Source organism: Aquabacterium olei, assembly GCF_003100395.1.
GTDB lineage: Bacteria > Pseudomonadota > Gammaproteobacteria > Burkholderiales > Burkholderiaceae_C > Aquabacterium > Aquabacterium olei.
In genome coordinates this window covers 3,283,911-3,308,948 of the sequence record NZ_CP029210.1, presented here as the reverse complement: position 1 = coordinate 3,308,948, position 25,038 = coordinate 3,283,911, and the positions used below count along the sequence as shown (strand labels likewise).

Annotated in this window: 25 protein-coding genes; 10 read left to right on the top strand and 15 right to left on the bottom strand. The window is 68.4% G+C overall.

Annotated features, from left to right (window positions below; genetic code table 11):
* Window positions 1-18 precede the first annotated feature (18 nt).
* The gene (gene lysS, locus DEH84_RS14855; protein ID WP_109037551.1) at window positions 19-1,545 is read right to left on the bottom strand and encodes a lysine--tRNA ligase; all 1,527 of its coding nucleotides are present in this window, start codon (window positions 1,543-1,545) and stop codon (window positions 19-21) included.
* Between the two features lie 87 nt (window positions 1,546-1,632).
* Here lysS and DEH84_RS14850 point away from each other — a divergent pair, with 87 nt between their 5' ends.
* From DEH84_RS14850 to DEH84_RS14825, 6 genes are all read left to right on the top strand, one after another.
* On the top strand, window positions 1,633-3,036 hold the full coding sequence (locus DEH84_RS14850) for a lipopolysaccharide biosynthesis protein (protein WP_159098987.1): 1,404 nt from the start codon (window positions 1,633-1,635) through the stop codon (window positions 3,034-3,036).
* 48 nt (window positions 3,037-3,084) lie between these two features.
* Complete coding sequence (locus DEH84_RS14845) at window positions 3,085-3,744, top strand: acyltransferase (protein ID WP_109037549.1); 660 nt, start codon at window positions 3,085-3,087, stop codon at window positions 3,742-3,744.
* Window positions 3,741-4,856 (top strand): glycosyltransferase, encoded by a 1,116-nt coding sequence (locus tag DEH84_RS14840; RefSeq protein WP_109037548.1) that lies wholly within the window; start codon window positions 3,741-3,743, stop codon window positions 4,854-4,856. Before DEH84_RS14845 ends, DEH84_RS14840 begins: the two co-directional genes overlap by 4 nt.
* Before the next feature lie 31 nt (window positions 4,857-4,887).
* Window positions 4,888-5,985, top strand: a complete 1,098-nt coding sequence (locus tag DEH84_RS14835) for a glycosyltransferase family 2 protein (RefSeq protein WP_109037547.1) — start codon at window positions 4,888-4,890, stop codon at window positions 5,983-5,985.
* Window positions 5,986-6,061: 76 nt separating this feature from the next.
* Window positions 6,062-7,240: a DegT/DnrJ/EryC1/StrS family aminotransferase gene (locus tag DEH84_RS14830; RefSeq protein ID WP_109037546.1), complete on the top strand. Its 1,179-nt coding sequence runs from the start codon at window positions 6,062-6,064 to the stop codon at window positions 7,238-7,240.
* 36 nt (window positions 7,241-7,276) lie between these two features.
* Window positions 7,277-7,873, top strand: coding sequence for a sugar transferase (locus tag DEH84_RS14825; RefSeq protein ID WP_109037545.1), 597 nt, complete (start codon window positions 7,277-7,279; stop codon window positions 7,871-7,873).
* On the opposite strand, the gene DEH84_RS14820 is transcribed toward DEH84_RS14825, so the two are convergent.
* Complete coding sequence (locus DEH84_RS14820) at window positions 7,863-8,759, bottom strand: PEP-CTERM sorting domain-containing protein (RefSeq protein ID WP_109037544.1); 897 nt, start codon at window positions 8,757-8,759, stop codon at window positions 7,863-7,865. The two genes, DEH84_RS14825 and DEH84_RS14820, sit on opposite strands and share 11 nt — an antisense overlap.
* Before the next feature lie 150 nt (window positions 8,760-8,909).
* Between DEH84_RS14820 and DEH84_RS14815 the strand changes: the two genes are divergently transcribed.
* Complete coding sequence (locus DEH84_RS14815) at window positions 8,910-10,589, top strand: ExeA family protein (protein ID WP_109037543.1); 1,680 nt, start codon at window positions 8,910-8,912, stop codon at window positions 10,587-10,589.
* A gap of 2 nt (window positions 10,590-10,591) precedes the next feature.
* A complete protein-coding gene (locus DEH84_RS14810; RefSeq protein ID WP_109037542.1) occupies window positions 10,592-11,353 on the top strand; it encodes a general secretion pathway protein GspB in 762 nt (253 codons plus the stop codon).
* On the opposite strand, the gene DEH84_RS14805 is transcribed toward DEH84_RS14810, so the two are convergent.
* Both DEH84_RS14805 and DEH84_RS14800 read right to left on the bottom strand, forming a co-directional pair.
* Window positions 11,347-11,859 carry a MarR family winged helix-turn-helix transcriptional regulator gene (locus DEH84_RS14805; RefSeq protein WP_109037541.1) on the bottom strand — a complete coding sequence of 171 codons (513 nt, stop codon included), beginning with the start codon at window positions 11,857-11,859 and terminating at the stop codon, window positions 11,347-11,349. The genes DEH84_RS14810 and DEH84_RS14805 overlap by 7 nt on opposite strands.
* Before the next feature lie 104 nt (window positions 11,860-11,963).
* Window positions 11,964-12,845, bottom strand: a complete 882-nt coding sequence (locus tag DEH84_RS14800; protein ID WP_109037540.1) for a metal-dependent hydrolase — start codon at window positions 12,843-12,845, stop codon at window positions 11,964-11,966.
* 243 nt (window positions 12,846-13,088) lie between these two features.
* On the opposite strand from DEH84_RS14800, the gene DEH84_RS14795 reads away from it, so the two are divergent.
* Window positions 13,089-14,006 carry an SDR family NAD(P)-dependent oxidoreductase gene (locus DEH84_RS14795; protein WP_218929731.1) on the top strand — a complete coding sequence of 306 codons (918 nt, stop codon included), beginning with the start codon at window positions 13,089-13,091 and terminating at the stop codon, window positions 14,004-14,006.
* Between the two features lie 9 nt (window positions 14,007-14,015).
* On the opposite strand, the gene DEH84_RS14790 is transcribed toward DEH84_RS14795, so the two are convergent.
* The 3 genes from DEH84_RS14790 to DEH84_RS14780 form a co-directional block, all read right to left on the bottom strand.
* Window positions 14,016-14,657: a peroxiredoxin gene (locus DEH84_RS14790; RefSeq protein ID WP_109037539.1), complete on the bottom strand. Its 642-nt coding sequence runs from the start codon at window positions 14,655-14,657 to the stop codon at window positions 14,016-14,018.
* A 41-nt stretch (window positions 14,658-14,698) separates the two neighbouring features.
* On the bottom strand, window positions 14,699-15,337 hold the full coding sequence (locus DEH84_RS14785) for an RBBP9/YdeN family alpha/beta hydrolase (RefSeq protein ID WP_109037538.1): 639 nt from the start codon (window positions 15,335-15,337) through the stop codon (window positions 14,699-14,701).
* A gap of 100 nt (window positions 15,338-15,437) precedes the next feature.
* Entirely contained in the window at window positions 15,438-15,656 is a 219-nt protein-coding gene (locus DEH84_RS14780) for a TOBE domain-containing protein (protein WP_109037537.1), read from the bottom strand.
* 193 nt (window positions 15,657-15,849) lie between these two features.
* On the opposite strand from DEH84_RS14780, the gene DEH84_RS14775 reads away from it, so the two are divergent.
* Complete coding sequence (locus DEH84_RS14775; RefSeq protein ID WP_109038421.1) at window positions 15,850-17,061, top strand: sigma-54 interaction domain-containing protein; 1,212 nt, start codon at window positions 15,850-15,852, stop codon at window positions 17,059-17,061.
* Between the two features lie 166 nt (window positions 17,062-17,227).
* Here DEH84_RS14775 and DEH84_RS14770 read toward each other — a convergent pair whose 3' ends face one another.
* From DEH84_RS14770 to DEH84_RS14735, 8 genes are all read right to left on the bottom strand, one after another.
* Complete coding sequence (locus DEH84_RS14770; RefSeq protein ID WP_109037536.1) at window positions 17,228-18,256, bottom strand: sulfate ABC transporter substrate-binding protein; 1,029 nt, start codon at window positions 18,254-18,256, stop codon at window positions 17,228-17,230.
* A gap of 96 nt (window positions 18,257-18,352) precedes the next feature.
* Window positions 18,353-19,126, bottom strand: a complete 774-nt coding sequence (locus tag DEH84_RS14765; protein ID WP_109037535.1) for a cytochrome b/b6 domain-containing protein — start codon at window positions 19,124-19,126, stop codon at window positions 18,353-18,355.
* A 10-nt stretch (window positions 19,127-19,136) separates the two neighbouring features.
* Complete coding sequence (locus DEH84_RS14760) at window positions 19,137-19,625, bottom strand: rhodanese-like domain-containing protein (RefSeq protein ID WP_109038420.1); 489 nt, start codon at window positions 19,623-19,625, stop codon at window positions 19,137-19,139.
* A 50-nt stretch (window positions 19,626-19,675) separates the two neighbouring features.
* The gene (locus DEH84_RS14755; protein WP_109037534.1) at window positions 19,676-20,488 is read right to left on the bottom strand and encodes an ABC transporter ATP-binding protein; all 813 of its coding nucleotides are present in this window, start codon (window positions 20,486-20,488) and stop codon (window positions 19,676-19,678) included.
* Between the two features lie 48 nt (window positions 20,489-20,536).
* On the bottom strand, window positions 20,537-21,313 hold the full coding sequence (locus DEH84_RS14750) for an ABC transporter permease (RefSeq protein ID WP_109037533.1): 777 nt from the start codon (window positions 21,311-21,313) through the stop codon (window positions 20,537-20,539).
* 26 nt (window positions 21,314-21,339) lie between these two features.
* Window positions 21,340-22,215, bottom strand: a complete 876-nt coding sequence (locus DEH84_RS14745; RefSeq protein ID WP_109037532.1) for an ABC transporter permease — start codon at window positions 22,213-22,215, stop codon at window positions 21,340-21,342.
* 27 nt (window positions 22,216-22,242) lie between these two features.
* Window positions 22,243-23,340 (bottom strand): type 2 periplasmic-binding domain-containing protein, encoded by a 1,098-nt coding sequence (locus DEH84_RS14740; RefSeq protein ID WP_109037531.1) that lies wholly within the window; start codon window positions 23,338-23,340, stop codon window positions 22,243-22,245.
* A 32-nt stretch (window positions 23,341-23,372) separates the two neighbouring features.
* Complete coding sequence (locus tag DEH84_RS14735) at window positions 23,373-24,866, bottom strand: porin (RefSeq protein WP_159098986.1); 1,494 nt, start codon at window positions 24,864-24,866, stop codon at window positions 23,373-23,375.
* Window positions 24,867-25,038 lie beyond the last annotated feature (172 nt).

The window sequence follows — 25,038 nt, the reverse complement described above, 5'->3', positions numbered from 1 at the left end:
GGGGGCCCGCCGCAGCGATCACGCTTCGCGGCGCAGGGCCGGGAAGAGGATCACGTCGCGGATGTTGGGCGCGTCGGTCAGCAGCATCATCAGGCGGTCGATGCCGATGCCGCAGCCACCCGTCGGGGGCAGGCCGTATTCCAGCGCGCGGATGTAGTCGGCGTCGAAGTACATGGCTTCCTCGTCGCCGGCGTCCTTGGCGTTGGCCTGGGCGGCAAAGCGGGCGGCCTGCTCTTCGGGGTCGTTCAGCTCGCTGAAGCCGTTGCCATATTCGCGGCCGGTGATGAACAGCTCGAAGCGCTCGGTGATGCTCGGGTCGGCGTCGGAGGCGCGGGCCAGCGGGCTCACTTCCACCGGGTAGTCGATGATGAAGGTCGGCTGCCAGAGCTGCTCTTCGACGGCGGCTTCGAACAGGCCGAACTGCAGCTCGGCCAGCGTCCAGCGCGCGGGCGGCTCTTCACCCAGGGCCTTGAGCTTGTCGTGCAGCACCTGGGCGTTGTCGGCCTCGGCTTCAGTCAGACCGGCGTACTTCACCAGCGAGTCCCGCACCGTCAGGCGCTGGAAGGGCGATTCGAGGTCGACTTCCTTGCCGCCATACGTCAGCTTGGCGGTGCCCACGGCGGCGATGGCCGCATGGCGCAGGATGGATTCGGTGAAGTCCATCAGATCGCGGTGGTTCCACCAGGCCGCGTAGAACTCCATCATCGTGAACTCGGGGTTGTGACGGACCGACACGCCTTCGTTGCGGAAGTTGCGGTTGATCTCGAACACGCGCTCGAAGCCACCCACCACCAGGCGCTTCAGATACAGCTCGGGCGCAATCCGCAGGAACATCTCCTGGTCGAGCGCGTTGTGGTGGGTGATGAAGGGCTTGGCGTTGGCGCCCCCGGGGATGGGGTGCATCATGGGCGTTTCGACTTCCAGGAAGCCGTTGTCGACCATGAAGGCGCGGATGGAGGCGATGCCCTTCGAGCGGGCGATGAAGCGGGCGCGCGAGTCCTCGTCGACGATGAGGTCGACGTAGCGCTGGCGGTACTTCTGCTCTTGGTCGGTCATGCCGTGGAACTTGTCCGGCAGCGGGCGCAGGGCCTTGGTCAGCAGGCGGATGGACGTGACCTTGATCGACAGCTCGCCGGTCTTGGTCTTGAACAGCGTGCCCTCGGCACCCAGGATGTCGCCCAGGTCCCAGTGCTTGAAGGCGTTCAGGGCGTCGGCACCGACGTTGTCCAGCGTGACGTAGACCTGGATGCGGCCGGTGGCGTCCTGCAGCGTGCCGAAGCAGGCCTTGCCCATGACGCGCTTGAGCATCAGGCGGCCGCCGACGCTGGCCGTCACGGCCTGGGCTTCGAGGGCCTCGGCCTCGGTGCCGTCGTGGGCGGCGTGCAGGGCGCCGGCGCGGTCAGCGGGCTTGAAGTCGTTCGGGAAAGCGACGCCCTGGGCGCGGATGGCGGCCAGTTTCTCGCGACGCTCGGCCACCAGTTTGTTGGTGTCCACCAGGGTGTCGGCGGGTGAGGCGTGCGTGTCGTGAGAGTGGGGCGTGCTCATGGTTCGGGCGTGCGCTGCGGTGAAGGGGCGGCCCGAGGGTTCAGGCCAAACCCTTAATTGTATGAAACCCTGCGCGACAATGGGGCCATGTCGGTTCAAGATTCACCGCCGCCAGGTCGGCTGGCGGCCCTGAAGCAGGCGTGGCGGGCTGTGCCACGGGCGGCGCTCGGCAACCTGATCGCCAAGCTGCTGATCGTGTCGCTCGGGTTGGCCATCACGGTGCTGGTGGCCCGCCAGGGGCCGCGCGTGCAGGGCGCCTTCGCGCTGTTCGTGGCCGTCGAATCGGCCTTGTTGACCCTGTTTTCCGGACTGGGCCTGTGGTTGGCCCGTCAGATGTCGCGCCAGGCTGCGCACCCGGTGGGCTTCCCGGCAGGCGCCCCGGCCCGGGCTTTGCCCATGCTGCGTGGGGTGCTGCGCGCAGCCGTCGGGCTGGGCGGGGTGGCGTCGCTGGTGCTGGTCGGCCTGTCGTGGTGGGCCACCACCACGCCGTACTCGCAACTGTGGTTGTTGGCGCTGGCGGCGCCTTTTCTTCTGCTCGTGCCCACCGCCACCGGGCTGTGGCTGGGCGAGGGGCGCATGTGGCCCATCAATGTGGCGCAGGTGGCCGCGCCCGCCGCCGTGCTGCTGGGGCTGGCCGGGGCCTGGTGGATCCAGGGGGATTCACAGCGCAGCGCGCCCATGGTGGTGCTGGTGCTGACGGCGTGGGTCACGGGCAAATCGCTGGTGGCGGTGGTGACGGCGTTCCGGGCCCTGCGGGATGCCGACCGCCGTGACGCCCAGGTGGCCGACGCGTTGTCCGCGTCTCGCCTGGTGGATTACTGGCGTCCACAGCCCCGTTGGTGGAACGACGCGGGCTTTGTTGCCACCATCGGGCTGACCAACGTCGTCAGCCTGCTCAACTACCGCGCCTCGCTGTTCCTGGTCGAGCGCTTCCATGGCCTGGCCACGGCGGGCACCTACTCCGTGTCCGTCACGGTGGCCGAGTTGCTGTGGCTGCTGTCGTCGTCGGTCACGGTGTCGGCCTATGCCCGCATCGGCCACCCCGATGTGCGGGTGGCCTCGGCCATGACGGTGCAGGCCGTGCGCATCAACGTGCTGGCCACCCTGTTGGCCGCGCCGGTGTTGCTGGTAGGCGCCTGGTGGGCATTGCCCCGCGTGATGGGCGAGGCGTATGCCGCTTCGTTGATGCCGCTCGCGGCGCTGCTGCCCGGCGTGGCGGCCTATGCAGCGGCGTCGAGCCTGTCGGCCTTCTACACCAACCACCTGGGTCGACCGCAGCTCTCAGGCGGCATTGCCGGCCTGTCGCTGGCGGTGAGTTTCGGCCTGGGCCTGGTGCTGGTGCCGCGGCTGGGCGCGCTGGGCGCGGGGCTGGCTTCCAGCCTGAGCTACATCGTGGCGATCACCGTGGCCTACGGGGTGTTCCTGCGGCATGCCGGTCTGCCGGTGCGGGCCCTCTGGACTCCGTCGCTCACCCGTGGGGGCGAGGCATGACGGCGCCCGTTGCCAACACCCCGGCGTGATCGGGGAGAATACCGGCCCATGTCCGCCCTGAGCCTGCGTCTCAAGCACTTCCTGGTCCGCCTGCTGTCGGTCTTCACCGGCCCGCGCATCGTCTATGGCTGGCGCCATCCGGACGGGCGGCTGTGCCCGCACACCCGCGTCAGCACGCACAGCTGCATCGAAGGGGTGGAGGGGCTGACGCTGGGGGACCACGTCTTCATCGGTCATTTCAACCGCCTTGACGGCTCCAACGGCCTGGAGATCGAAGAAGGTGTGCAGATCACGAGCCACGTCGCCATCCTGAGCCACTCCAGCCACAAGGCCGTGCGGGTGATGGGGCGGCGCTACATCCGTGACCCGAACCCGGTGGGCTATGTGCGCCGCGCCACGCGCATCGGTGCCTACAGCTTCATCGGGCCGCACAGCGTGATCGCGCCCGGCGCCCAGATCGGCAAGGGCGTGATCGTGCAGGGCTACAGCTTCGTGTCGGGCGTGGTGCCCGACTTTGCCGTGGTGGGCCCGCAAGCACACGGCAAGCCGGCCGTCGTGCTGGGCGACACCCGCCGGCTGGATGGCGAACTGCTGCGGCGGCACCCCGAGCTGCACGATGTGTACGCGCGCTGGGCCGGGCTGGACAACCTGCGTCGCGCCCTGGATGGCGAGACGTCCGACGGCGCGGTGGCGCGGGAGATGCGATGAGCTCGCCCGTGCGCATCCTGTTCTTTGCCGATGCGGCCAGCGTGCACACGCGCCGCTGGGTGGCTGCTGCCGTCGAACGCGGTGCCGAAGCGGTGGTGGTGACCCGGTCGCCGGCAGAGGTGCCGGGTGCGCGCGAAGTGATTGCCATCCGCCCGGGCACCGACAAGCTCGGCTGGTTCCAGGCTCTGCCGGAGGTGCGCCGGGTCGCACGTGAACTGGCTGGGCGTTTTCAGCCGACGCTGGTGCACGGCCACTACGTGACGTCCTACGGCATGTGGGCGGCGGCGTGTGGCCTGCCCTTGCCGCTGGCCCTCACCGCCTGGGGCAGCGACATCCTCGTCACCCCGCGCGAAAGCCGGCTCATGCGCCTGATCGTGGCCTGGTCGCTGCGCCGGGCCGACCTGATCACGGCCGATTCGCTCGACATGCTGCATGCCATCGGGCGTTATCACCCGCAGGGGGCCTGTCACCAGATCCTGTGGGGTGCGGACACCGACCGCTTCGAGCCCGGCACGCCGGCCGAGGGCTTCGAGATCGTGAGCCTGCGCAGCTGGGAGCCCAACTACAACATCGACGTGCTGATCGCCGCCTTTGCCCGATTTGCCCAGGCCCGGCCGGATGCCGCGGCGCGGCTGCACCTGCTGGGCGGCGGGCCGCTGGCCGACGCGCTGCGGGCGCAGGTGGCCACGCTCGGCTTGAACGAGCGCGTGCAGTTCCACGGTCGGGTGGGCGACCAGGCCATGGTCGACGCGATCCAGCGCAGCCGCGTCAGCCTGTCTGTGCCGACCAGCGACGCCACCTCGGTGTCGGTGCTCGAGTCCATGGCCTGCGGGTTGCCCGTGGTGGCCACCGACCTGCCCGCCAATCGGCAATGGCTCGACGAGCGCGGGGGCTGCATCGTGCCGGTGGGCGATGCCGAGGCCATCACCGCGGCGCTGGTGCACCTGCACGACCACCCGGCGCTGGCCGCCGCCATGGGCGTACACAACCGTGCCCGCATCGAGCGCGAGGCCTCGCGCCGCGGCCAGATGGACGCGATGTGGCGCCTGTACCTGAAGCTTCTGCAGCCCCCGTGCTCGGGGCCGCGTGCGCCGGCCCCGGCCCGCGGCTGACCCCGTTTTTCGCCACCCGAGTCGTTCCCGCATGCCCACCGTTTCCGTCATCGTGCCCTGCCGCAACGAGCGCGACCACATCGAGGCCTTCTGCCGCAGTGTGGCCGCACAGACGCTGCCGGATGGCTGGACGCTGGAGGTGCTGGTGGCCGATGGCCTGAGCGACGACGGCACCCGCGAGCGCCTGTCGGCCTGGTGTGCGAGCGATCCGCGCTTCGTGCTGATCGACAACCCGGGGCGCATCGTGTCATGCGGGTTGAATCGCTGCATCGAGCAGGCGCGTGGTGAATTCATCGTGCGGCTGGACGTGCACACGGTGTACGCCCACGATTACATCGCCCAGTGCCTGGCCACCTGGCAGCGCACCGGCGCCGACAACGTGGGTGGCCCCTGGAAGGCCGAGGGCGCGCCCGGCGCTGCGAGCGTGGTGCAGCGCGCAGTGGCGGCGGCCTTCCAGTCGCGTTGGGTGGCCGGCGGCGCCCTCTCGCGTGACCTGGCCTACGAGGGCGAGGCCGACACGGTCTACCTGGGCGCCTGGCCCCGCGCCACCTTCGTGCGTTTCGGTGGCTTCGACGAGAACCTGGTGCGCAACCAGGACGACGAGCACAACCTGCGCATCCACAAAGGGGGCGGGCGCATCTGGCAGTCGGCCACCATCCGATCCACCTATGTGCCGCGGGCCAGCAAGGCCGATGTCTTCCGGCAGTACCGGCAGTACGGGTACTGGAAGCCGTTCGTGATGAAGAAACACGGCCAGCCAGCCGCCTTGCGTCACCTGGTGCCGGGCCTGTTCGTGGGCCTGCTGTTGCTGAGCCTGCTGGTGATGCTGGCGGGTGCGCTGGCGCTGGCCGCCTGGGCCCCCGAAGCCGGCACGCGGGCGTCCGACGTGCTGGGCTGGATCACGCTGCTGGCCTCGGTCATGTTGATGGGGCTGAGCCTGCTGTACGGGGGGGCAGTGCTGGCCGTCAGCGTCGCGATCGCGCGGCAGCAGGGCTGGGCGCTGTGGCGCCACCTGCCCGATGTGATCGGCGCCTACCAGCTGGGCTACGGCCTGGGCTCGCTGCGTGGCTGGTGGGATGCGGTGGTGCGCGGGCGCCCCGATCCGTCGTTCGGCCGGCTCACACGGTGAGCCCCCCCACGACGCCTGCCTTCATGCTCCCTTTTTCTCTGCTCTGCAGTCTGCCCCGATCACACAGGATCACCCCATGAGCCAAGCCGACACCCAGCTGCCCTTCCTGCCCTTCGCCCTGCCTGAAATCGGCGAGGAGGAGATCTCCGAAGTCGTGGAAGCCCTGCGATCGGGCTGGGTGACGACCGGGCCGAAGACGCGCCAGTTCGAGCAGGACTTCGCGGCCTTTCTGGGGGAAGAGGGGGTGCATGCGATCGCCGTGAACTCGGCCACGGCCGGCCTGCACCTGGCGCTCGAGGCCCTGGGCATCGGCCCGGGCGACGAGGTGATCACCACCACGCACACCTTCACGGCCACCGCCGAGGTGGTGCGCTACCTGGGCGCCGACGTGAAACTGGTCGACATCGACCCGGCCACGCTGAACATCGACCCGGCCGCCATCGAGGCGGCCATCACCCCGCGCACCAAAGCCATCATGCCGGTGCACTACGCGGGCCTGGCCGTCGACATGGACGCCGTGCTCGACATCGCCGCACGCCATGGCCTGAAGGTGGTGGAAGACGCAGCCCACGCGTTGCCGACCACGTGGAAGGGGCAGCTGGTGGGCACGCTGCGCAGCGACGCGGTGGTGTTCAGCTTCTACGCCAACAAGACGATGACGACGGGCGAGGGCGGCATGCTGGTCACGCGCGATGCGCAGCTGGCCGCGCGCGCCAAGGTGATGCGCCTGCACGGCATCAACCGCGATGCCTTCGACCGCTTCACGGCCAAGGTGCCCAGCTGGTATTACGAGATCGTCGCCCCCGGCTTCAAGTACAACCTGACGGACATTGCCGCGGCCATGGGCCTGCACCAGCTCAAGCGCGTGCAGGGCTTTCAGGTGAAGCGCGAGCAGCTGGCCCAGCGTTTCGACGCCGCCCTGGCCGACCTGCCGCTGACCCTGCCGCCGCGGCCGGTGCATGCGGGCGACCTGCACGCCTGGCACCTGTACGTCGTGCGCCTGAAGGACGATGCCGGCATCACCCGCGACCAGCTGATCGAGACACTGTTTGCCGATGGCATCGGCGTGAGTGTGCACTACATCCCGCTGCACCTGCACCCGTACTGGAAGGAGCGCTATGCGCTGCAGCCCGAGTCCTTCCCGCACAGCCAGAAGGCCTACGAGCGCATGGTGAGCCTGCCGCTGTACACGCGCATGACCGACGCTGACGTGGACCGCGTGGTGGCCTCGGTGCGGCGTGCCTTCGGGCGCTGACGGCAGGCCGGCGAGGGATCACACACTGAGCGGGTGATGGGCAAGCGGCTGTTCGATCTGTTCTTCTCGGGACTGGGGCTGCTGGCACTGGGCCCGCTGCTGCTGCTCATCGCGCTGGCGGTGAAGCTCGACTCGCCCGGCCCGGTGTTCTTCCGGCAGGAGCGCGTGGGCCGGCACGGGCGGCCGTTCCGCATCCACAAGTTCCGCACCATGCAGCACGCCCCGACAGGGCAGGGGCTGCAGATCACGGTGGGGGCCGATCGCCGCATCACGCGGGTGGGGCACTTCCTGCGCGCCAGCAAGCTCGACGAGCTGGCCCAGCTGATCGACGTATGGCAAGGCACGATGAGCCTGGTGGGGCCGCGGCCCGAGGTGCCACGCTATGTGGCCCATTACCCGGCCGACCTGCGCGACAAGATCCTGTCGGTGCGGCCGGGCATCACCGACATCGCCTCCATCGAATACCGCGACGAAAGCACCGTGCTGGCCCGCGCGGCCGACCCCGAGCACGCCTACATCCACGAGGTGCTCCCGCACAAGCTGGCGCTGGCCGCAGCCTACGTGGACCAGGCCTCGGTGTGGCTGGACGTGCGGCTGATCCTGCGTACGATCGCGGCCATCGTCAGGCGCTGAGCGCGCGGCGGGTCTTGGCCCTGGCGGGAGGGGCGGCATGCCTGTGCGCAGCGGCGCACACGCCGAACAGGCCGACCGCCATCAAACTCCAGGTGCTGGGCTCCGGGACGGCCGGCGTGCTCAATGTGCCGAAGGTTGCATAGTCCAACACCATATTGCCAGTGGGAGTCAGCCCCAACGCGCGGCTCAGCCACGCGAAGCCCGGTTGGGTCACGTCCATCTCGCTGGTGGCGAAGGAGCCAGACAGACGCACGTTGGGCGACGGCGGTGACGCCAGGTTGGGCGGCAGATAGGCAAGCCGCGGCAACGCCGACGCGGCATACTGGTTGACATCGAACAAATGCAGGGCGGTGACCGAGCCGGCGCCATTGGCGCCCCAGCCGTCTGCATAGACCCGCCCGCTGAGCAGGTCGATCTGCAAGGCATGGAGGGAGATCGCCCCGCCGGTTGAGGTGAGGTTTTCCTCACCATCCTTGAAAGCCGGCACGTCGATGTGCAACGACACATTGAAGCGGATGGACTTCACCGCGAAGGTGTCCGAGTCAAACGTGACCTGGTCGACGTCGAGCGGCCCCAGTTTCCTTTCTGTGACGAAGCCTGGCCGCGAGGGCGGGGCGGCGTACACAAGCTCCATCGGCGTGTCATCGCTGGACACGGTGGCGTTGGTGACGCGAAACAGAATGCTGGTGGACCGACCCATGTTCCAGGAGATCTCGCTCTCGCTGTCCAGCCACAGGGCGCTCCCCGTGCCCGGATTGCCGGCGTCCAGGGTGACGATGGCGCTGTGAGCCGAGTCGATGCCGAGCGCGAGCAGCAGGGCGGCCAGGACGAGCTTCGGGGCGGATGTGCAGGCCGCTGCGCTGCGGCGAGGGGGAAGAGGGTTCATGGTGGCTCCCGTGTTTCTTCTGATGCCCCATGGTTCCCGGACAGGCGGGGGGCTGAATCCGGGTTTACGAGGGTGAGCGCACCGTGGCCCGCATTTCAGGGAAGTCCGGATGTCACGGCGAGGCCGCGCCCTGCCGTTATCCTTGCCAGCATGTATGCCTCCCACTTCGGCCTGAAGCGCGAGCCCTTCTCCATCGCCCCCGACCCGCGCTACCTCTTCATGAGCGAGCGCCACCGGGAGGCACTGGCGCACCTGCTCTACGGCGTCAACGGCGGGGGGGGCTTCGTGCTGCTCACGGGTGAGATCGGTGCGGGCAAGACCACGGTGTGCCGTGCCTTCCTCGAGCAGGTGCCGCGACGCTGCAACGTGGCGTACATCTTCAACCCGAAGCTGACGGTGTCCGAGTTGCTGCGCTCGGTGTGCGAGGAGTTCGGTGTGCCGTGGGCCCACCCGGGCGGGGGCGAGCCCACCATCAAGGATCTCATCGACCCGCTCAACGAGTACCTGCTGCGCACACACGCGGTGGGCCAGAACAACCTGCTCATCATCGACGAGGCGCAGAACCTGTCGAGCGACGTGCTGGAACAGCTGCGCCTGCTGACCAACCTCGAGACCAACGAACGCAAGCTGCTGCAGATCATCCTGATCGGCCAGCCCGAGTTGCGCGACATGCTGGCGCGGCCGGAGCTGGAGCAGCTGGCGCAGCGCGTGATCGCGCGCTTTCACCTCGATGCGCTCTGCGAGGACGAGACGGCCCACTACATCCACCACCGGCTCACGGTGGCCGGTCGCCCGCAGGGCGGCCTGTTCGATCGCGCGGCGCTCAAGGCCATCCACCGGCTGACCCGCGGGGTGCCGCGCCGCATCAACCTGCTGTGCGACCGCGCCTTGCTGGGCGCCTATGCCGGCGGTCGGCTGCGCGTGGACCGGGCGACCGCGCTGCGCGCCGCCGATGAGGTGTTCGGCACCGCCGCCGCCGACCGCCCCGGGCACCGGGGTGCGGTGTGGTGGCGTCGGCTTTGGCGATCCGGCCGGGCAGGATTGGCGGTGGCCGGCATGGTGTCGCTGGCCGGGCTGGCCGTGATCGGCTGGTGGGCCACGCACCGCCAGCCGGCGGCCTCGACCATGAGTCGCACCCTGGTGCTGCCGCCGGCCTCGCCCGCCGCCCGGGTGGCCGCTGCGCCCGCGCAAGCGGCCCCGGCGCAGCTCGCCACGGGGGCCGACGTGCTGGCGGTGGCCTGGGCCGCCGAGGACGAGGCCTGGCGCATGCTGGCCGCGCGCTGGAACTGGACGGTGCCGGATGCCGGCGCCGCGCCGTGCACGCAGGCGGCGCGGGCCGGGCTGCAGTGCTTTCGCGGCACGGGCGGCGTGACGATGGCGCGCCGACTCGGTCGACCCGGGCTGATGCGCCTGCGCACGCCGGGTGGCGGCGCAGCGTTCGTCCTGCTTTCGGGCCTGGATGCCCACGGACTCGAGGCCGTGATCGACACGACGGCGGGGGCGCGTCGCGTGCCCATGGGCGTGCTGGCCCCCCTGTGGCCAGGGGACTTCTCGACCCTCTGGCGCACGCCGCCGGCCTATCCGGGCAAACTGCCGCCGGGCCATGCGGGCGAGGCGGTGGTTTGGCTGGCCGACCGGCTGGCTGCCGTCGATGGCGGCGCGGCGGCGCAGCCGGGGCAGCGCCTCGATGCCGCCCTGCAAGCACGCGTTCAGGCCTTCCAGCAGACCCAGGGGCTGAAGGCCGACGGGGTGGTGGGCCCGACCACCCTGATGCTGCTGAACCGGGCCAGCGGCATCAACGAGCCGCCGCTCGACCTGCGAGGAAGCTGACCATGTCCTACATCCTGGATGCCCTGAAGAAGGCCGATGCCGAGCGGGAACGCGGGCAGGGCCGAGCGCCGGGGCTGCACGCGCGCCCCGCGCCCATGGTCGATGACCCGGCCGAGCCCGCGACGCGCTCGCTCGGCGTGGCGGTCTGGGTCATCGCGGGCCTGCTGGGCGCCTTGGTCGTCGTGCTGGGCTGGCGGCTGTGGGCGCCCGCCGAGGCACCTGAGCCCGCGCAGGCCAGCGCTGTCGTGCCGGCTGCGCCGGCGCCGCGGGCCGAGCCGCAGCCTGCACCCGTGAAGCCGGTGGCCCCTGCCGCCCCCGTGATCGAGCCCTTTGCGCCGCCGCCGCCGCCCCAGCCCCGGGCGGACGCCGCGCGCTCCACCGAGGCGCCCGCGCTCCGCACCGCCGAGCCGACACCGAGCATCACCGCATCGCGGAACGCCGCGCCGACGCCACCGGCTGCCTCGGGCGCTTCGATTACCGAGGCCCGGCCTGTGGCCAAGCCCGCTGCCACCGCCTCCCGCCCGTCGGACGTTCCGGCGCTGTACACCCCGCAGACCCTGCCGGAAGCCGTGCGTCGCGATCTGCCCGCGATTGCCGTCAGCGGCGCGATGTACTCGGAGACACCGGCCCAGCGCATGCTGATCATCAACAGCCAGGTGTTTCGCGAGGGCGACCAGCCGCAGCCCGAGCTCGTGCTGGAAGAGATCCGGTTGAAGTCGGCGGTCTTCCGCTTCCGCGGCCACCGCGTCCTGATCGCTTATTGATTCGCTGGTTCAACGGCTTCGGGCACCGGGTCGCCCGGGCTGTCGGCGATGCCGCTGAGCTTGTGGAGCAGCCCGTGCAGCGTGGCCCGTTCCTGCGCGTCGAGTGAGGCCGTGACGCGCTCGTCGTGCGCCTGCACGGTGGCGGTGATCGCTTCGAGGTCGGTGCGGCCGCGTTCCGTCAGCTGCAGGCTGAAGGCACGCCGGTCTTCCGGCATCGGGTCGCGTGAGACGTATCCCAGCTCCGCCAGGGCGTCGACCAGGATCACGGCCCCCGAGCGCGCAATGCCGAGGATCTGGGCGAGCTGGGTCAGTTTCAGCCCCGGGTTCATCGAGATGATGACCAGGGCCGAGTACCGGGGCGGGGTGATGTGCCAGGGGGCCAGCGCCTGCACGAAATCTTCGTACATCCGCAGCTGGGTGCGTCGCACGGCGTAACCGGTGAGGGTGTCCAGCACGCCGTACTGGATGCCTGGCACCCGGGCCAGGAAGGGAACTGCGTCACTCATGGCTGAGGGGCGGGTGGCTAGAGCGGGATCGCGGTGTCCGATTTTAGACGCCCCGCCACCCCGCCACTCCTGCGGGTCGTCCCCAAGGGGGCGATGGTGTGCGCTCAGCGCGCGGCCGCAAACAGTGCGGCACCCGCCCGCATCGGATCCCCTGTTTGCTCGAAGGTCCTTACCCAGATGGGGTAGCTGTGGATGACCGCGTGCTGCCACGGGTGGAAGCCCGGGCGGTAGTAGGCCAGCAGCTTGCCGGTGCTGCGCGAGAACAGGCCGCGCGGGCCGTAGAGCCACCATGCGCCCTTCACGCTCATCAGCACGCGGCGGCCCAGCGAGAAGCCATCGCCCTTGAGCAGACGGTTGGTCAGACGCATGCTGTCGACCACGACCTTGTAGAGCGCGTGCGTCATGGCCAGGCAGCGCATCGCATAGCCCACCCTGGCCACCTTCTGCATCACATCGAAGGCCACGGCCTTGTGCTCCATCTCTTCGATGGCGTGCCAAGCCCACATGGCGCGCACGTGCTCGTCGGCGGGCGCCATCATGTCGTGCTCGGCAAACAGGGTCTCGGCCATCAGGGCCGTGAAGTGCTCGAAGGCCGCGGTCAGCGCCAGGTTGTACTTCGCCGAGAAGCGCCGCGTGTAGTCGTCGAACAGGGCCTTGGCCTCGGTGAGGATGCCATCGACATCGACGCCCTGCTTGCGCAGCAGGTCGTTGTAGTGCGTGTGCGCGATGCCGTGCTGGCCTTCCTGGCGGATGAAGTTCTTCACGTCCTCGGCCATCTTCGGGTCGTTGATGAGGTGGCGGAAGGCGCGCACGCTGGTGATGAAGTAGCGCTCGCCATCGGGGAAGGCCGCCTGCATGCCGTCGAAGACACGGGTCTTGAAAGCATCGCCGCCGTACCACCAGCGGGGGGTCTGTTCGTCCAGCTGGAAGTCGAGTTTTTCGCGGGGCACGATGTGGCCCGGCTGGCTGTCGTGAGAGGTGGACATGAGGGGCTCCTTGTGAAGCAGGGTGTTGGCTTCAGTCTAGGAAGGCCGACTCTGACGCGTGGTCCGTGCCACGACAGCAAGGCATCAGGCGCGACATCTTCTGTGTCGGCGCCTGTTGACCAGGGTCTACAACTTGGGGGTTATCCCTTGAGGCGGGCCCGAGGGGTCAGGAACGGCGTCATGATGTCGGGTGATCCGCGGTACCCGGTGCCGCGCGTGTGCAACCTGACCAACATGATCTCCATGAACCAGACTGCATCGTCCGCCTCTGAATCTACCGACACCCTGCGCCTGGACGGCCGCGTGGCCATCGTCACCGGCGCCGGAGCGGGGCTGGGCCGCGCCCATGCGCTGCTGCTGGCCGCCCGCGGCGCGCGCGTCGTGGTCAATGACCTGCGTGATCCGCAGCCCGTGGTCGAGGCGATCCGGACGGCCGGCGGCGAGGCCATCGGTCACATCGGCTCGGTCACCGACGAGGCCGCGGTGCAGGCCATGGCCGACCAGGCGATGGCGACCTGGGGCCGCATCGACATCCTGGTCAACAACGCCGGCATCCTGCGGGACAAGTCCTTCTCGAAGATGACGGTCGATGACTTCCGCACCGTGGTCGACGTGCACCTGATGGGCGCCATGCTGTGCACCAAGGCCGTCTGGGAAGTGATGAAGGGCCAGCAGCATGGCCGCATCGTGTTCACGACCTCGTCGTCGGGCCTGTTCGGCAACTTCGGGCAGTCGAACTATGGCGCGGCCAAGATGGCCCTGGTGGGCCTGATGCAGACACTGTCCCTGGAAGGCGAGAAGTACAACGTGCGGGTGAACTGCCTGGCACCCACGGCGGCCACCAGCATGACCGAAGGCATCCTGCCGCCGCAGGCCCTGGCGCTGCTGACGCCGGAGAGCGTGTCGCCCGGGCTGCTGTTCCTGGTGAGCGAGCAGGCGCCCACGCGCGCCATCCTGAATGCCGGCGCCGGCGTGTTCGCCACCACGCACGTGGTGCTCGGTGAGCCGCATCTGGTGGGCAGCACGGCCGACGCCCCGGAGCGCGTGGCCGCTGCCTGGCCGCTCATCAGCGACCGGGCTCAGGCCATCGAGCCGATCGGCGGCATGCAGCAATCGGCGCGCGAGATGGCGCTGGTGCTCAGCAGCGGCGCCGCCGGCTGAGCACGCGGTTCAGCGGTTGGGCTGCGGGGTGAGGCGCAGGTAGGGCGTCACGGCCTGGTAGCCCTTCGGGAACTTCTGCCGGATCACCTCCGGATCCTGCAGCGAGGGCACGATCACCACGTCGTCGCCATCTTTCCAGTTGCCCGGCGTGGCCACGCTGTGGTGGTCCGTCAGCTGCAGCGAATCGACCACCCGGAGGATCTCGTCGAAGTTGCGGCCCGTGCTGGCGGGGTAGGTGATGATCAGCCGGATCTTCTTGGCCGGGTCGATCACGAACAGCGAGCGCACGGTCAGCGTGCTGTTGGCGTTCGGATGGATCAGGTCGTAGAGCTCGGACACCTTGCGGTCGGCATCCGCAAGGATCGGGAAGTCGACCGTGGTGCCCTGCGTCGTGTTGATGTCGGGGATCCACTGGCTGTGCCGCTCGACCGTGTCCACCGACAGCGCAATCACCTTGACATTGCGCTCGGAAAACGCGTCCTTGAGCTTGGCCGTCAGGCCCAGTTCGGTGGTGCACACGGGGGTGAAATCGGCCGGGTGCGAGAACAGGATGCCCCAGCTGTCGCCGAGCCATTCATGGAAGCGGATCAGGCCTTGGGAAGAGGCTTGTTCGAAGTCGGGGGCGGTGTCGCCCAGGCGCAGGCTGGCCATGTGGGTCCTTTCGTTTGACGAATCGATGGGGGAGGGCGGAGTCAGACGGCGTAGCCGAACTCCAGCGGATGGGCGCGGGTCAGGCGCTTGAGGCGCTGGCGGTCGCGCACCATGTGGTCGACGTGGAAGCGGGCGAGCGGCCAGGGGCCGTGTCCCGACTCGGTGTTGATGTGCCCGGCCTGGCCGAGGTTGACGAAGCGGGCGCCCCATTGATGCGCCCAGCCGCGGGCCCGATCCAGCGGCATCCAGGGGTCGTTTTCGCTGCCGATCAACGTCGCCGGCAGGCCCAACCCGGTGGTGGGCAGCCGGTTAGCCACGCCGAACTTCAACGGGTCGGCCGGGGCGGCGAGCAGGGCGGCGCGGATGCCGCCTTCCTGCCCCTGCGTGCCGGCGCGTGCCCGCCGGGCCAGGTGGTGAGCCAGGGCCAGGCAGCCGAAGCTGTGCGCCACGGCGATCCATTCGGTCTGGGGCGGGTGACGGGCCAGCGTCCGCTCGATGCGGTCGGCCCAGTCGTCGAGATGCGGATCCGTCCAGTCATGCTGGATGACGCGGACGGCGCCGGCGTACTGACGCTGCAGCCAGGTCTGCCAGTGGCCTGGGCCGCTGTCGTGCAGCCCGGGAATCACCAGCACGCGCACGGCTTGCGCGGCGGGCAGCGGGGCGGTGGAAGGCAGGGTCATGGTGTCGGGTCGTCAGGCTGGGCGATGAAAGAAGGGGCCGGCGCACAGGGGGGACCAGGTCGGCGGCCGAGGTGGTCGCCTGGTCCGGCCTTCGGAAACCTCACAGGGCGGCGATGGACACCTCGGTCGACTTCACGAGCGCAATGACCTCCTTTCCTGGCACGAGGCCAAGCTCATGCACTGAGCGTGTGGTGATCACCGAGGTGACGATGAGGCCCGATGGTGTTTCCACCTCGACCTCGGACACCACCTGGCCTTCGATGATGTCGCGGACCTTGCCGCGGAACTGGTTGCGCACGTTGATGGCAGAGACGGTCATGGCACATCCTTTTCAATTCGGTCGGCTCATCGTATGAGCGACCATGGGGCGTGCGAACGAAGAACATCGTGCTTCGATCTGCGCTCTGCGCATGTGCCTTCATGTGCCGCGCCTGCATATCGACCGGTGAAAAAACACCTTCCGCCGTGTGTGCTTTGGAACTACCGTGTGTGCTTTGCAGCATGCCTACGCCATGGATCGATTGCTCACCCTGCCGGATTCGCCGGCATCCGCCCTCTCCATCCGGGCCAAGGCCCTGGTGTTTCATGACCCCAACTCGCTGCAGTTGCTCGAGCACATCGAGCGCATCGCCTCCAGTGACGCCACGGTGCTCGTCACCGGTGAAACCGGTACCGGCAAGGAGCTCGTCGCCCGGCATTTGCACGCTGTCAGTGGCCGGCGCGGACCCTTCGTGCCCGTCAACTGCGGTGCCTTCAGCGAGTCCCTGATCGACGCAGAGCTGTTCGGCCACGAGTCCGGTGCGTTCACGGGGGCGTCACAGTCCCGTGCAGGCTGGTTCGAGGCGGCCAATGGCGGCACCCTCTTCCTTGACGAGATCGGCGACCTCCCGCTGGCCCTGCAGGTCAAGCTGCTGCGGGTGCTGCAGGAGCGCCAGGTGGTGAGGCTGGGTTCGCGCAAGGGCATCCCGCTCGATGTGCGCCTGGTGGCTGCCACCAACATCGACCTGGCGCGAGCCGTGGAGGCCCAGCACTTCCGGGCAGATCTGTTCTACCGGCTGAGCGTGGCCAGTGTGCGCCTGCCGCCACTGCGGGAACGCCCGGGTGACATCGTGCCGTTGGCCCGGCACTTCATGGAGGTCTATCGCGGACGACTGAAGATCGACCGCGCGGAGCTCAGCGACGAGGCCCGGCACCTGCTGCGCACCTACAGCTGGCCTGGCAACATCCGTGAGCTGGAAAACGCGATGCACTACGCCCTGATCGTGTGCCGCGAAGGGGTGGTCCGGGCAGAGGACATCCGGCTGGTTCCGCTGGCCGGTGCCGCGGGCGCGACTCCGTCCGAGCGGCTGGTTGTCGGCGGTGTGGGCGCGATGCCGGCTGCTGCTGGGCCGGCTGCGGCGCCCGCGCGGGCCGACGCGCCGGGGAACGCCGGTGCGTCGGCGCTGACGCGCCTGCAGGATGCACTGAACGACCTGCTGCAACAGGGCGAGGCGGCGCTGTTCCAGAAGGTCGAGTCGGCCCTGGTGCATGCGGCGTATGCCCACGCCGGGCAGAACCAGGTGCGGGCGGCCCGCGTGCTGGGCATCACCCGCAACATGCTGCGCACGCAGCTCAAGCGGCACGGCCTGCTCGCCGGGCCCGACGAGGCCGAGGCCCTGGCGGATGCGGCGGCGGAGGCTGAGACCTCCGGCCCGCACGGCGGCGAAGCGCTGCTGTCGCTCTGAGCAGCGCGGGCTGTGGCCCGTGCGCGGATCCTCTGTTCTCCGGTCGCGGCAGACCTCAAAAAAAAAAGCGGCCCCGGCGGCATGACGCCGGGGCCGTTCTCAATGTGCCTTGGAGGCCTGACACGGACCTCCGGGCACCCCCACTTGCTTTCGACTTCTCCCCGCCTTACTTCTTCGTGTAGATCTGGTCGAAGACACCGCCATCGGCAAAGTGCGTCTTCTGTGCCTTGGTCCAGCCCCCGAACACGTCGTCGATCTTCTGCAGTTCGATCTTGGGGAACTGCTTGGCGTACTTGGCGGCGGCCTTCGGGTCGGTCGGGCGGTAGAAGTTCTTGCCGGCGATGTCCTGGCCTTCGGCGCTGTAGAGGTATTCCAGGTAGGCCTTGGCCACGTCACGGGTGCCGCGCTTGTCGACCACCTTGTCCACGACGGCCACGGGCGGCTCGGCGTAGATGCTGATCTTCGGGTACACGATGTCGAACTTGTCTGCGCCGAACTCCTTGAGCGACAGGTGGGCCTCGTTCTCCCAGGCGAGCAGCACGTCACCCTGGCCACGCTCCGCAAAGGTCACGGTCGAGCCGCGGGCGCCGGAGTCCAGCACGGGGACGTTCTCGAACAGGCGGGTCACGAATGCCTTGGCCTGGGCTTCCGAGCCGGTCTTCTTCAGCGCCTGGCCCCATGCCGCCAGGTAGTTCCAGCGGGCGCCGCCCGAGGTCTTGGGGTTGGGCGTGATGACGGCCACGCCGGGCTTGACGAGGTCGTCCCAGTCCCGGATCTGCTTGGGGTTGCCCTTGCGCACCAGGAAGACGATGGTGGACGTGTAGGGCGAGCTGTTGCCCTTGAAGGCCTTCTGCCAGTCGGTCTTGAGCAGGCCCTTGTCGGCGATGGCATCGATGTCGTAGGCGAGTGCGAGGGTCACCACGTCGGCTTCCAGGCCGTCGATCACCGAGCGGGCCTGCTTGCCCGAGCCGCCGTGCGAGGCCTTGACGACCACGTTGTCACCGGTCTTGGCTTTCCAGTGCTTGGCGAATGCCGCGTTGTACTCCTGATAGAGCTCGCGCGTCGGGTCATACGACACGTTCAGCAGCGTGATGTCCTTGGCGTGGGCGGCCAGCGGGGCGAGGCCCGTGACAGCCAGGGCCGATGCGAGGGCGAGGACGTGAAAGGCACGACGAGAAGATTTCGAGAACAGCATGTTGGTGTGATGTGGTGAACAGGTGATCGGATGCTAGAAGTGGGTCGATGGAAGCAGAACGAATGAAACTGAGCTTGCTTATGCGTGGTGTGCAGGTCACCACGCGGGGGTGGGCTGCGACGCGGCCGGTGCGACGGGCTCGTGTGTGACCCACAGGCCGCTCGCGCCCCAGGCCACCCCCGCGCCAATCGCCACCGAGAGCACGAGCGCCACGGGCTTGCCCGCGCGGGGCGGTCGGGTGCCGGGGGGCAGCGCGGCCCGACCGGTCACCATGGGGCGCACCAGGTTCTTGCGGCGTACCGTCGCATAGAAGGCGATGGCCGCGATGTGCAGGCCGAGCAGGCCGTACAGCAGGTTGACCACGCGGTGGTGCCATGCCGTCAGGTCGCTGATCTGCTCATCGGTCACGAGCGAGACGAGGGGGCCACTGAAGGCGATGTCGTCATGGCTGAACAGACCGGTGCCCAGTTGCACGGCGAGCAGGGCCAGCAGGGCGATCACCGACAGCGCCCCCAGCGGGTTGTGCCCGACGCCGTGCCACCGCCCTGCCAGATGGGCCCGCAGGCGGGCTGGCGTGGGCACAAAGGCCCGGAAACGGGCCGTCTCGGACCCGAGCAGGCCCCAGCTGAGGCGGAAGCCCAGCAGGCCCGCGATGGCGATGCCGGCGCGTCCGTGCCACACCATCCAGTCGCCGCCGGTCAGGCCGGTGGCGATGGCGGCGCTCACTGCGGCCACCAGCGACCAGTGAAAGACCCGCAGTCCGAGGTCCCAGATGGGCACGGTGAGGGTCGCAGCAGGGGCCTTCTCCACCGTCTCCGCCGGCGGCGCCAGCCCTGCATGCAGGGTGTCGGTGTTCGCGTGCGTGGTCATGCTGTCCTCCTCACTGTGCCGGCTTGGGCGGAGGCGGCAACACCTTCTGGAGGCTGCCGCCGGCCTCGCGGTAGTCTTCCGAGCCCAGCGCACCAGCCACCTTGTAGCCTTTGCTGGCCAGCAGGTCGCCGGCCGCGCCCGCACGGTGCGCCCGGTTGGACACCGTGATGATCTGGCGATCGCGCGGGATGTAGTCCAGCGCGTAAGGAAGGTCCTTGAGTTGCACGCTCAGGTAGACGGCCAGGCTGCCGTACTTCACCAGTTCATCGGGACGACGCACGTCCAGCACGAGCAGCTTCTTCGGGTTGCTCAGCAGCCGGTCGACGTCGTTGCGGCTGAGCTGGCGCGTCTTGTAGGTCCAGGGGGGGGCCACGTAAGGCTTCGGGGCCGAGGCGGCCGGCTCGCCAGCGGGGGCCGCTTCTTGAGCGTGGGCCGCAGGAGCAGACAGCGTCACAGCGGCGGCGATGGAGAGAAGCGAGAGAACGGAACGGGTGGTCATGTTCTTGGACTGCATGAAGCGGTGAGGTGAAAGAATGGAAAGGGACTGGCTCAGGCCGTGAGCGGGTCGGTCACGCGTTCGAGCCGCTCGGCCACGGTGGCGTGGTTGATCTCGTGGTTGAATTCGCCGAGCACGTCGTCCTTGATGGCCGTGAAGGCCGCGCTGACCCGGTCGCGCGGACGCGCCAGCGGCACGTCGACGATGCGCTTGATGCGGCCGGGGCGCGGCTCCATCACGACGATGCGGTCGCCGAGGTAGACGGCTTCCTCCACATCGTGCGTGACGAGGATGGCAGTGATGCCCTCGGCCTGCCAGATGCGCTGCAGTTCCTGCTGCAGCCGGGTGCGCGTCAGGGCGTCGAGCGCGCCGAAGGGTTCATCGAGCAGCAGTACTTCCGGGCGGTTGACCAGCGCGCGGGCAATGGCCACGCGCTGTGACATGCCGCCCGAGAGCTGATAGGGGTAGGCTTTCTCGAACCCCTTGAGCCCCACGAGTTCGATGTGCTCGCGCACGCTGCGGTCCTTCTCGGCCTGGGTGCCCGGTGCGTTCAGCAGGCCCAGCGCGACGTTCTGCTCGACGCTCAGCCAGGGAAAGAGGCGGTGCTCCTGGAACACGATGCCGCGATCCAGGCTCGTGCCCTGGATGGGCTTGCCGTCCAGCAGCAGCTTGCCGCTGTAGCCGGATTCCAGGCCGATCAACAGGCGCAGCAACGTTGATTTGCCGCAGCCGCTGGCCCCCACGATGCTGATGAACTCGCCCGGGCGGATCGAGAGGTTGATGTCCTGCAGGACCTTCAAGGGCTGGCCCTTGACGTCGTACTGCTTGTGAAGTTGCTGGATGTCGATGGTGCCTGCGTGGGGCATGGCGGCTCCTGAGTCTGGGTTCGAAGGAAGTCGGTCGGTGGCGGCAGGTCAGCGACGCGCGGGCGCGCGCCAGTGCAGCAGGCGCTGCTCGGCCAGCGTGGCCAGGCGGTTGAACACCACGCCGACCAGGCCGATGGCCAGCAGGCCGAAGAGGATCAGCTCGACGTTGAAGGCATTGCGCCCCTTGAAGACGATGTTGCCGATGCCGTGTCCGTCGTTGACGAGCAGGAACTCGGCGCCGATGGTCGCCAGCCAGGCATAGATCAGCCCCAGGCGCAGGCCACCCAGCATCTGTGGCGCGGCAGCCGGCCACACCAGGCGGCGCAGCGTCTGCCAGGGCGTGAACCCGTACACACGGGCCACCTCGGCATGGGCCTGGGTCACGCCCCGTACGCCCTCGATCGTGCCCAGCACCACGGGGTAGAAAGTCGAGAATCCGATGAACAGGATCTTGGCCACATCCCCGGTGCCGAGGATGGCCGAGAGCAAGGGCAGCCATGCGAACAGCGAGATCTGGCGGGCCGTGTGGAAGGTCGGGCCAATGAGCTTGTCGGCCAGGCGGGACACGCCGATCAGGGTGCCGACGGCCACCCCGGCCAGTGCGCCGATTGCAAAGCCGGAGAGATCTCGCCACAGGCTGAGCGCCACGCCGACATGGAAATCGGGCTTCTGCAATTCGGTGAACGCGGTGGTCACCACGCCTGCGGGCGGCACGATGAGCCGGGTGTTCACCCAGTGCAGCTGCGTGGCGGTGAACCACAGCGCGATGAAAGTAGCAGGCAGCACCCAGCCGCGCCAGTCAGGTCGTTTGGAAGGCAGAGACATGGTGAAGCGTTCCGGTCAGGTCGGGTTCAGAAGGCGTTGCGGCGCCAGCCTTGCAGCCGGGATTCGACCAGCCGCAAGGTGAGTTCGATGGCGAGGCCCAGCACGCCGATGGCCAGCATGGAGACGATCACCATGTCGATCTGGCTGAGCGAGCGGCTGTAGGACATGAAGAACCCCAGCCCCTCGCTGGAGGACAACAGCTCGACGAAGATCGTGGTGAGCCATGCCTGCATCACGCCCTGACGCAAGCCCGTGAACAAGGCTGGCGTGGTGGCCGGCAGCACGATGCGACCCAGGGTCTGCCATGCGCTGAAGCGGTAGACGCGCCCGACCTCGAGCAGCGCCGCCGGAATGTTGGCGATGCCATTGAGCGTGCTGAGCGCGACCGGCACGACCACCGCGATCGAGATGGCCGTCAGCTTCAGGCCTTCTTCGATGCCGATGAAGATGATGAGCAGCGGGATCCAGCCGAGCACCGGCAGCTGCGCGAGTGCATTGAAGCTGGGCCACACATAGGCCCTGATCCGCTCGGACAGGCCCATGGCAAAGCCCAGCACCAGCCCGGCCCCGCCACCGATCAACAGGCTCAGCGCGGCACGTCGGGCGCTGTGGCCGACGTGGCCCAGCAGCTCGCCGCTGTCCCACACGATGCCGAGCGATTCCCACACGAACGCCGGCGACGGCAGGATCTGCTCGGCGATCCAGTGGCGGTCGGCGGCCGTCCACCACAGGGCGAACAGCGCGGCCGGCAGGATGAGGCCGAGCGCCACGGTACCGAGGGTGCTGGCCAGCCAGGCCAACCCCCCCGCGACACGCGACGGTGACCGGCGCGTCGATGCCGGTGTGGCGGGCAGTGCTCCCTCCGGCGGAAAGATTGCAAGGTCGTCGGTGGACACGGCCATGGTGGGTTCCTTCTCGGGTCGCGGGGGTCAGGTGCGGATGAACTTGCCGTTGGCGTCCTGGGTGGGCCAGTACGTCTCGAGCTTCTGTTCGCGCAGCGCGTGGTTCAGGTACTTGGGCTCGATCCAGCCGTCCAGGCTCACGTCGCGGCGCGACAGGCGGTGGCCCTTGATCTCGTTCACCGAGCGCTGGATGGAGGCGGTGTAGTACTCGTCCAGCAGGGGGGTGATCCGGTTGCGCAGGTCCTTTGTGCGGTCCCACACCCGCTTGTTGTCGATGTAGGTGTTGTCGCCTGCGCGGGTCCACAGCTGGTACTGCGTTTCCCGGTTGGCTTCCTGCGAACTCCAGTGCGCGGTCTTGACCAGTCGGTTGACGATGCGCTGCACCAGGTCGGGATGGCGCTGCTCGAAGGCCTCGCCCACCCACACCGAGCCCGGCACGTTCTGGAAGGGGTCGTCGAAGATCTGGTCCAGCGTGCGGGCGATGCCGCGGGCCTCCAGGCCAAAGGGCGTGTCGAGTGCGCCGGCGATGTTGCCGGTGGCCAGCGAGGCGCGACGGTCGTCGGTGATCTGGCTGATGATGCGGAACTGCTTCTCCGGTTCCTTGTAGCCGTGGTGGGCCAGGAAGCGGTAGAGCCGCAGTTGCCCGGCGGTGCCCTTCTGGCACGACAGGATCTTGCCCTCCAGGTCCTTGATGCTCTTCGCGCTGGAGGACGCAGGCACCACGAAGTAGGTGTCGCCGCCGCGACCGGACGACAGCAGGATCTTGTGCTTGAGCCCGGTGGAGCGGCCCACGATCAACGGCAGGTCGCCGTGGCCGAAGCAGAAGTCGAGCAGGCCGTTGGCATAGGCCTCGTTGAGTGCCGGCCCGGCGCCGACGTAGTACTTCCATTCGATCTTGATGCCGTCGGCTGCGAACTCCTGCTCCAGTTCGCCGCGGAACACGACGTTGGCCGTGAAGCCGGAAGAGGGCAGGGGCCGGCCTGCCGTGCCGGCGCCGGGGAAGCCGATGCGGATGGTGGCGGGCTTGCCGCCGGATTGCGCCCGGGCGGTGCCGGTGGTCAGGCCGATGAGGGCCGGTGCGGCCAGGCCCGAGGCCAGTGCGGCGCTGAAGGTGCGACGTTTCATGAGGGGAACACTCCTGTGGATGTCAGTGGGGATCAGAAGCCGGCGACGAACTGCGCCTGCAGGCCGGTGGCGCGCTTGGGCTGGGCGCTGGTGCCCGCTTCGTTGCGATCCTTGAAGTAGTTGATCTGGAAGCGGGTCGTCTCGGCGAAGAAGACGTTCAGGCCCAGCGTGGTGCGGGTCTGCTTGTCATTGACCACGCGGGCGTTGTCGTTCGGATCGAAGGTGTCGTAGCGCACGAAGGCCTGATAGGACTGCGGCCAGTAGTCATCGAACTTGCCTTGCTGCTTCGAGCTGTTGAGGAACTGCTCGCCCCACGTGTAGCCCAGGTTGATGTACTGGCCCACACCCCGCTTGTTGCCATCCGGATCGACGGCGGTGGGCGTGATCTGCCCCTTGCCGCGGGCCCATTCGTACGAGATCGAGAAGGGCAGGTGCGTCCAGTTCACGTCGATGCCGGTGATGTCGTTCTCGCCGGTGAAGCCGGTGGTGGCCGTGCTGGTGCGTGCCACGGTGGGTGAACGCTTGTAGTAGCTCGCGCCGATCTGCAGCTGACGGAACCAGCTCGTGTAGTCGACCGGCAAGGTGAAGACCAGGCGCGCCAACCAGTCGCGCGAGGCGTTGTTGTCGTTCTTGTTGGGGCCGTTGCCGTTGAAGTAGCCCAGCGCGTAGCCCAGCAGGGGGGCGCGGTAGTTGTTGGTGAAGTCGACGTAGGGGTCGAAGTCACCCTGCACGAGCAGACCGATCTGGCGCGTGCCCAGGTCCAGTCCATTGACGAACAGTGCGCTGTTGATCACGGCGCGCACTTCGGGGTCGAGCGCGGGCGCGTCGAGGCCGAAGGGCACCGGCTGCTGACCCAGCGTGATGGTGCCGAGGCGGTCCTCGAGGTTGCCGGTCGCGGGCTCGTAGCTGTAGCGGATGTAGGCGTCCGTCAGGTTGACCTGCGAATTGCTCGTCGCGTTGGTGCCGGTGGTGCCGATGTTGAGGGCCAACCGGTAGGTGAGGTTGCGGCCCTCGGCGTAGTCGCGGTAGAGGTTGCCGGTCAGGTTCAGCGTGGCGGTTGGCGCCCGGAACCCGTTGTCACGCGGCTCGGCGGGGTTCGCCGTGCTGGCGGCGGTGGTCTGCGAGTCACCCGCGGCATAAGCCGGGTTGCGGGTTTCATAGCCCAGCGTGACGGTGCCGCCCAGGCGGGTGTTGCGCGTGACGCTGGGGATGTTGCGTTCCTGCAGGCGGGACTGGTCGTACTTGTAGTTCTCGAGGTCGGTGCGGAGGCCCTGGATGTCGGCCTTGGATGCCGCGGTCCGGGCGTCGATGCTTTCCTGTGATTCGCCTTCGACCGGGCTCGCCGTGGCGGGGGCGGCTGCCTGCGACCGGACCAGCCCGCGCAGCTCTTCCACCTGGCGCCGCAGTTCTTCGACCGTGTTCTTCAGGGACTGGACCTCGCTGGCGTTGGACTGCGCGTGGACGGCGGCGCCGGACAGCGCGAGCAAGGCTGCGAGGGCCACCTGAGATTTTTTCTGAAAGGACACTAAATGGCTCCTGCTTCAAGGAATTCTGAATATCTGGAGCCGAGCTTTACGCAGGGTTTGTGCCAGCCTTTTTTTGATGTCGAGGCAGTATCTGAGGCGCCTTGTGTTGATTTCTGTGAAGCACGTTGTTGGTTTTCGTGCAGCGGGGTGTTGAGGAATCACCGCATGGAAT

What these genes read in the sequence shown, in the direction of transcription:
- lysS (WP_109037551.1), bottom strand. Translation starts at nt 1,545, where the DNA reads ATGAGCACGCCCCACTCTCACGACACGCACGCCTCACCCGCCGACACC.
- DEH84_RS14850 (WP_159098987.1), top strand. Translation starts at nt 1,633, where the DNA reads ATGTCGGTTCAAGATTCACCGCCGCCAGGTCGGCTGGCGGCCCTGAAG.
- DEH84_RS14845 (WP_109037549.1), top strand. Translation starts at nt 3,085, where the DNA reads ATGTCCGCCCTGAGCCTGCGTCTCAAGCACTTCCTGGTCCGCCTGCTG.
- DEH84_RS14840 (WP_109037548.1), top strand. Translation starts at nt 3,741, where the DNA reads ATGAGCTCGCCCGTGCGCATCCTGTTCTTTGCCGATGCGGCCAGCGTG.
- DEH84_RS14835 (WP_109037547.1), top strand. Translation starts at nt 4,888, where the DNA reads ATGCCCACCGTTTCCGTCATCGTGCCCTGCCGCAACGAGCGCGACCAC.
- DEH84_RS14830 (WP_109037546.1), top strand. Translation starts at nt 6,062, where the DNA reads ATGAGCCAAGCCGACACCCAGCTGCCCTTCCTGCCCTTCGCCCTGCCT.
- DEH84_RS14825 (WP_109037545.1), top strand. Translation starts at nt 7,277, where the DNA reads ATGGGCAAGCGGCTGTTCGATCTGTTCTTCTCGGGACTGGGGCTGCTG.
- DEH84_RS14820 (WP_109037544.1), bottom strand. Translation starts at nt 8,759, where the DNA reads ATGAACCCTCTTCCCCCTCGCCGCAGCGCAGCGGCCTGCACATCCGCC.
- DEH84_RS14815 (WP_109037543.1), top strand. Translation starts at nt 8,910, where the DNA reads ATGTATGCCTCCCACTTCGGCCTGAAGCGCGAGCCCTTCTCCATCGCC.
- DEH84_RS14810 (WP_109037542.1), top strand. Translation starts at nt 10,592, where the DNA reads ATGTCCTACATCCTGGATGCCCTGAAGAAGGCCGATGCCGAGCGGGAA.
- DEH84_RS14805 (WP_109037541.1), bottom strand. Translation starts at nt 11,859, where the DNA reads ATGAGTGACGCAGTTCCCTTCCTGGCCCGGGTGCCAGGCATCCAGTAC.
- DEH84_RS14800 (WP_109037540.1), bottom strand. Translation starts at nt 12,845, where the DNA reads ATGTCCACCTCTCACGACAGCCAGCCGGGCCACATCGTGCCCCGCGAA.
- DEH84_RS14795 (WP_218929731.1), top strand. Translation starts at nt 13,089, where the DNA reads ATGAACCAGACTGCATCGTCCGCCTCTGAATCTACCGACACCCTGCGC.
- DEH84_RS14790 (WP_109037539.1), bottom strand. Translation starts at nt 14,657, where the DNA reads ATGGCCAGCCTGCGCCTGGGCGACACCGCCCCCGACTTCGAACAAGCC.
- DEH84_RS14785 (WP_109037538.1), bottom strand. Translation starts at nt 15,337, where the DNA reads ATGACCCTGCCTTCCACCGCCCCGCTGCCCGCCGCGCAAGCCGTGCGC.
- DEH84_RS14780 (WP_109037537.1), bottom strand. Translation starts at nt 15,656, where the DNA reads ATGACCGTCTCTGCCATCAACGTGCGCAACCAGTTCCGCGGCAAGGTC.
- DEH84_RS14775 (WP_109038421.1), top strand. Translation starts at nt 15,850, where the DNA reads ATGGATCGATTGCTCACCCTGCCGGATTCGCCGGCATCCGCCCTCTCC.
- DEH84_RS14770 (WP_109037536.1), bottom strand. Translation starts at nt 18,256, where the DNA reads ATGCTGTTCTCGAAATCTTCTCGTCGTGCCTTTCACGTCCTCGCCCTC.
- DEH84_RS14765 (WP_109037535.1), bottom strand. Translation starts at nt 19,126, where the DNA reads ATGACCACGCACGCGAACACCGACACCCTGCATGCAGGGCTGGCGCCG.
- DEH84_RS14760 (WP_109038420.1), bottom strand. Translation starts at nt 19,625, where the DNA reads ATGACCACCCGTTCCGTTCTCTCGCTTCTCTCCATCGCCGCCGCTGTG.
- DEH84_RS14755 (WP_109037534.1), bottom strand. Translation starts at nt 20,488, where the DNA reads ATGCCCCACGCAGGCACCATCGACATCCAGCAACTTCACAAGCAGTAC.
- DEH84_RS14750 (WP_109037533.1), bottom strand. Translation starts at nt 21,313, where the DNA reads ATGTCTCTGCCTTCCAAACGACCTGACTGGCGCGGCTGGGTGCTGCCT.
- DEH84_RS14745 (WP_109037532.1), bottom strand. Translation starts at nt 22,215, where the DNA reads ATGGCCGTGTCCACCGACGACCTTGCAATCTTTCCGCCGGAGGGAGCA.
- DEH84_RS14740 (WP_109037531.1), bottom strand. Translation starts at nt 23,340, where the DNA reads ATGAAACGTCGCACCTTCAGCGCCGCACTGGCCTCGGGCCTGGCCGCA.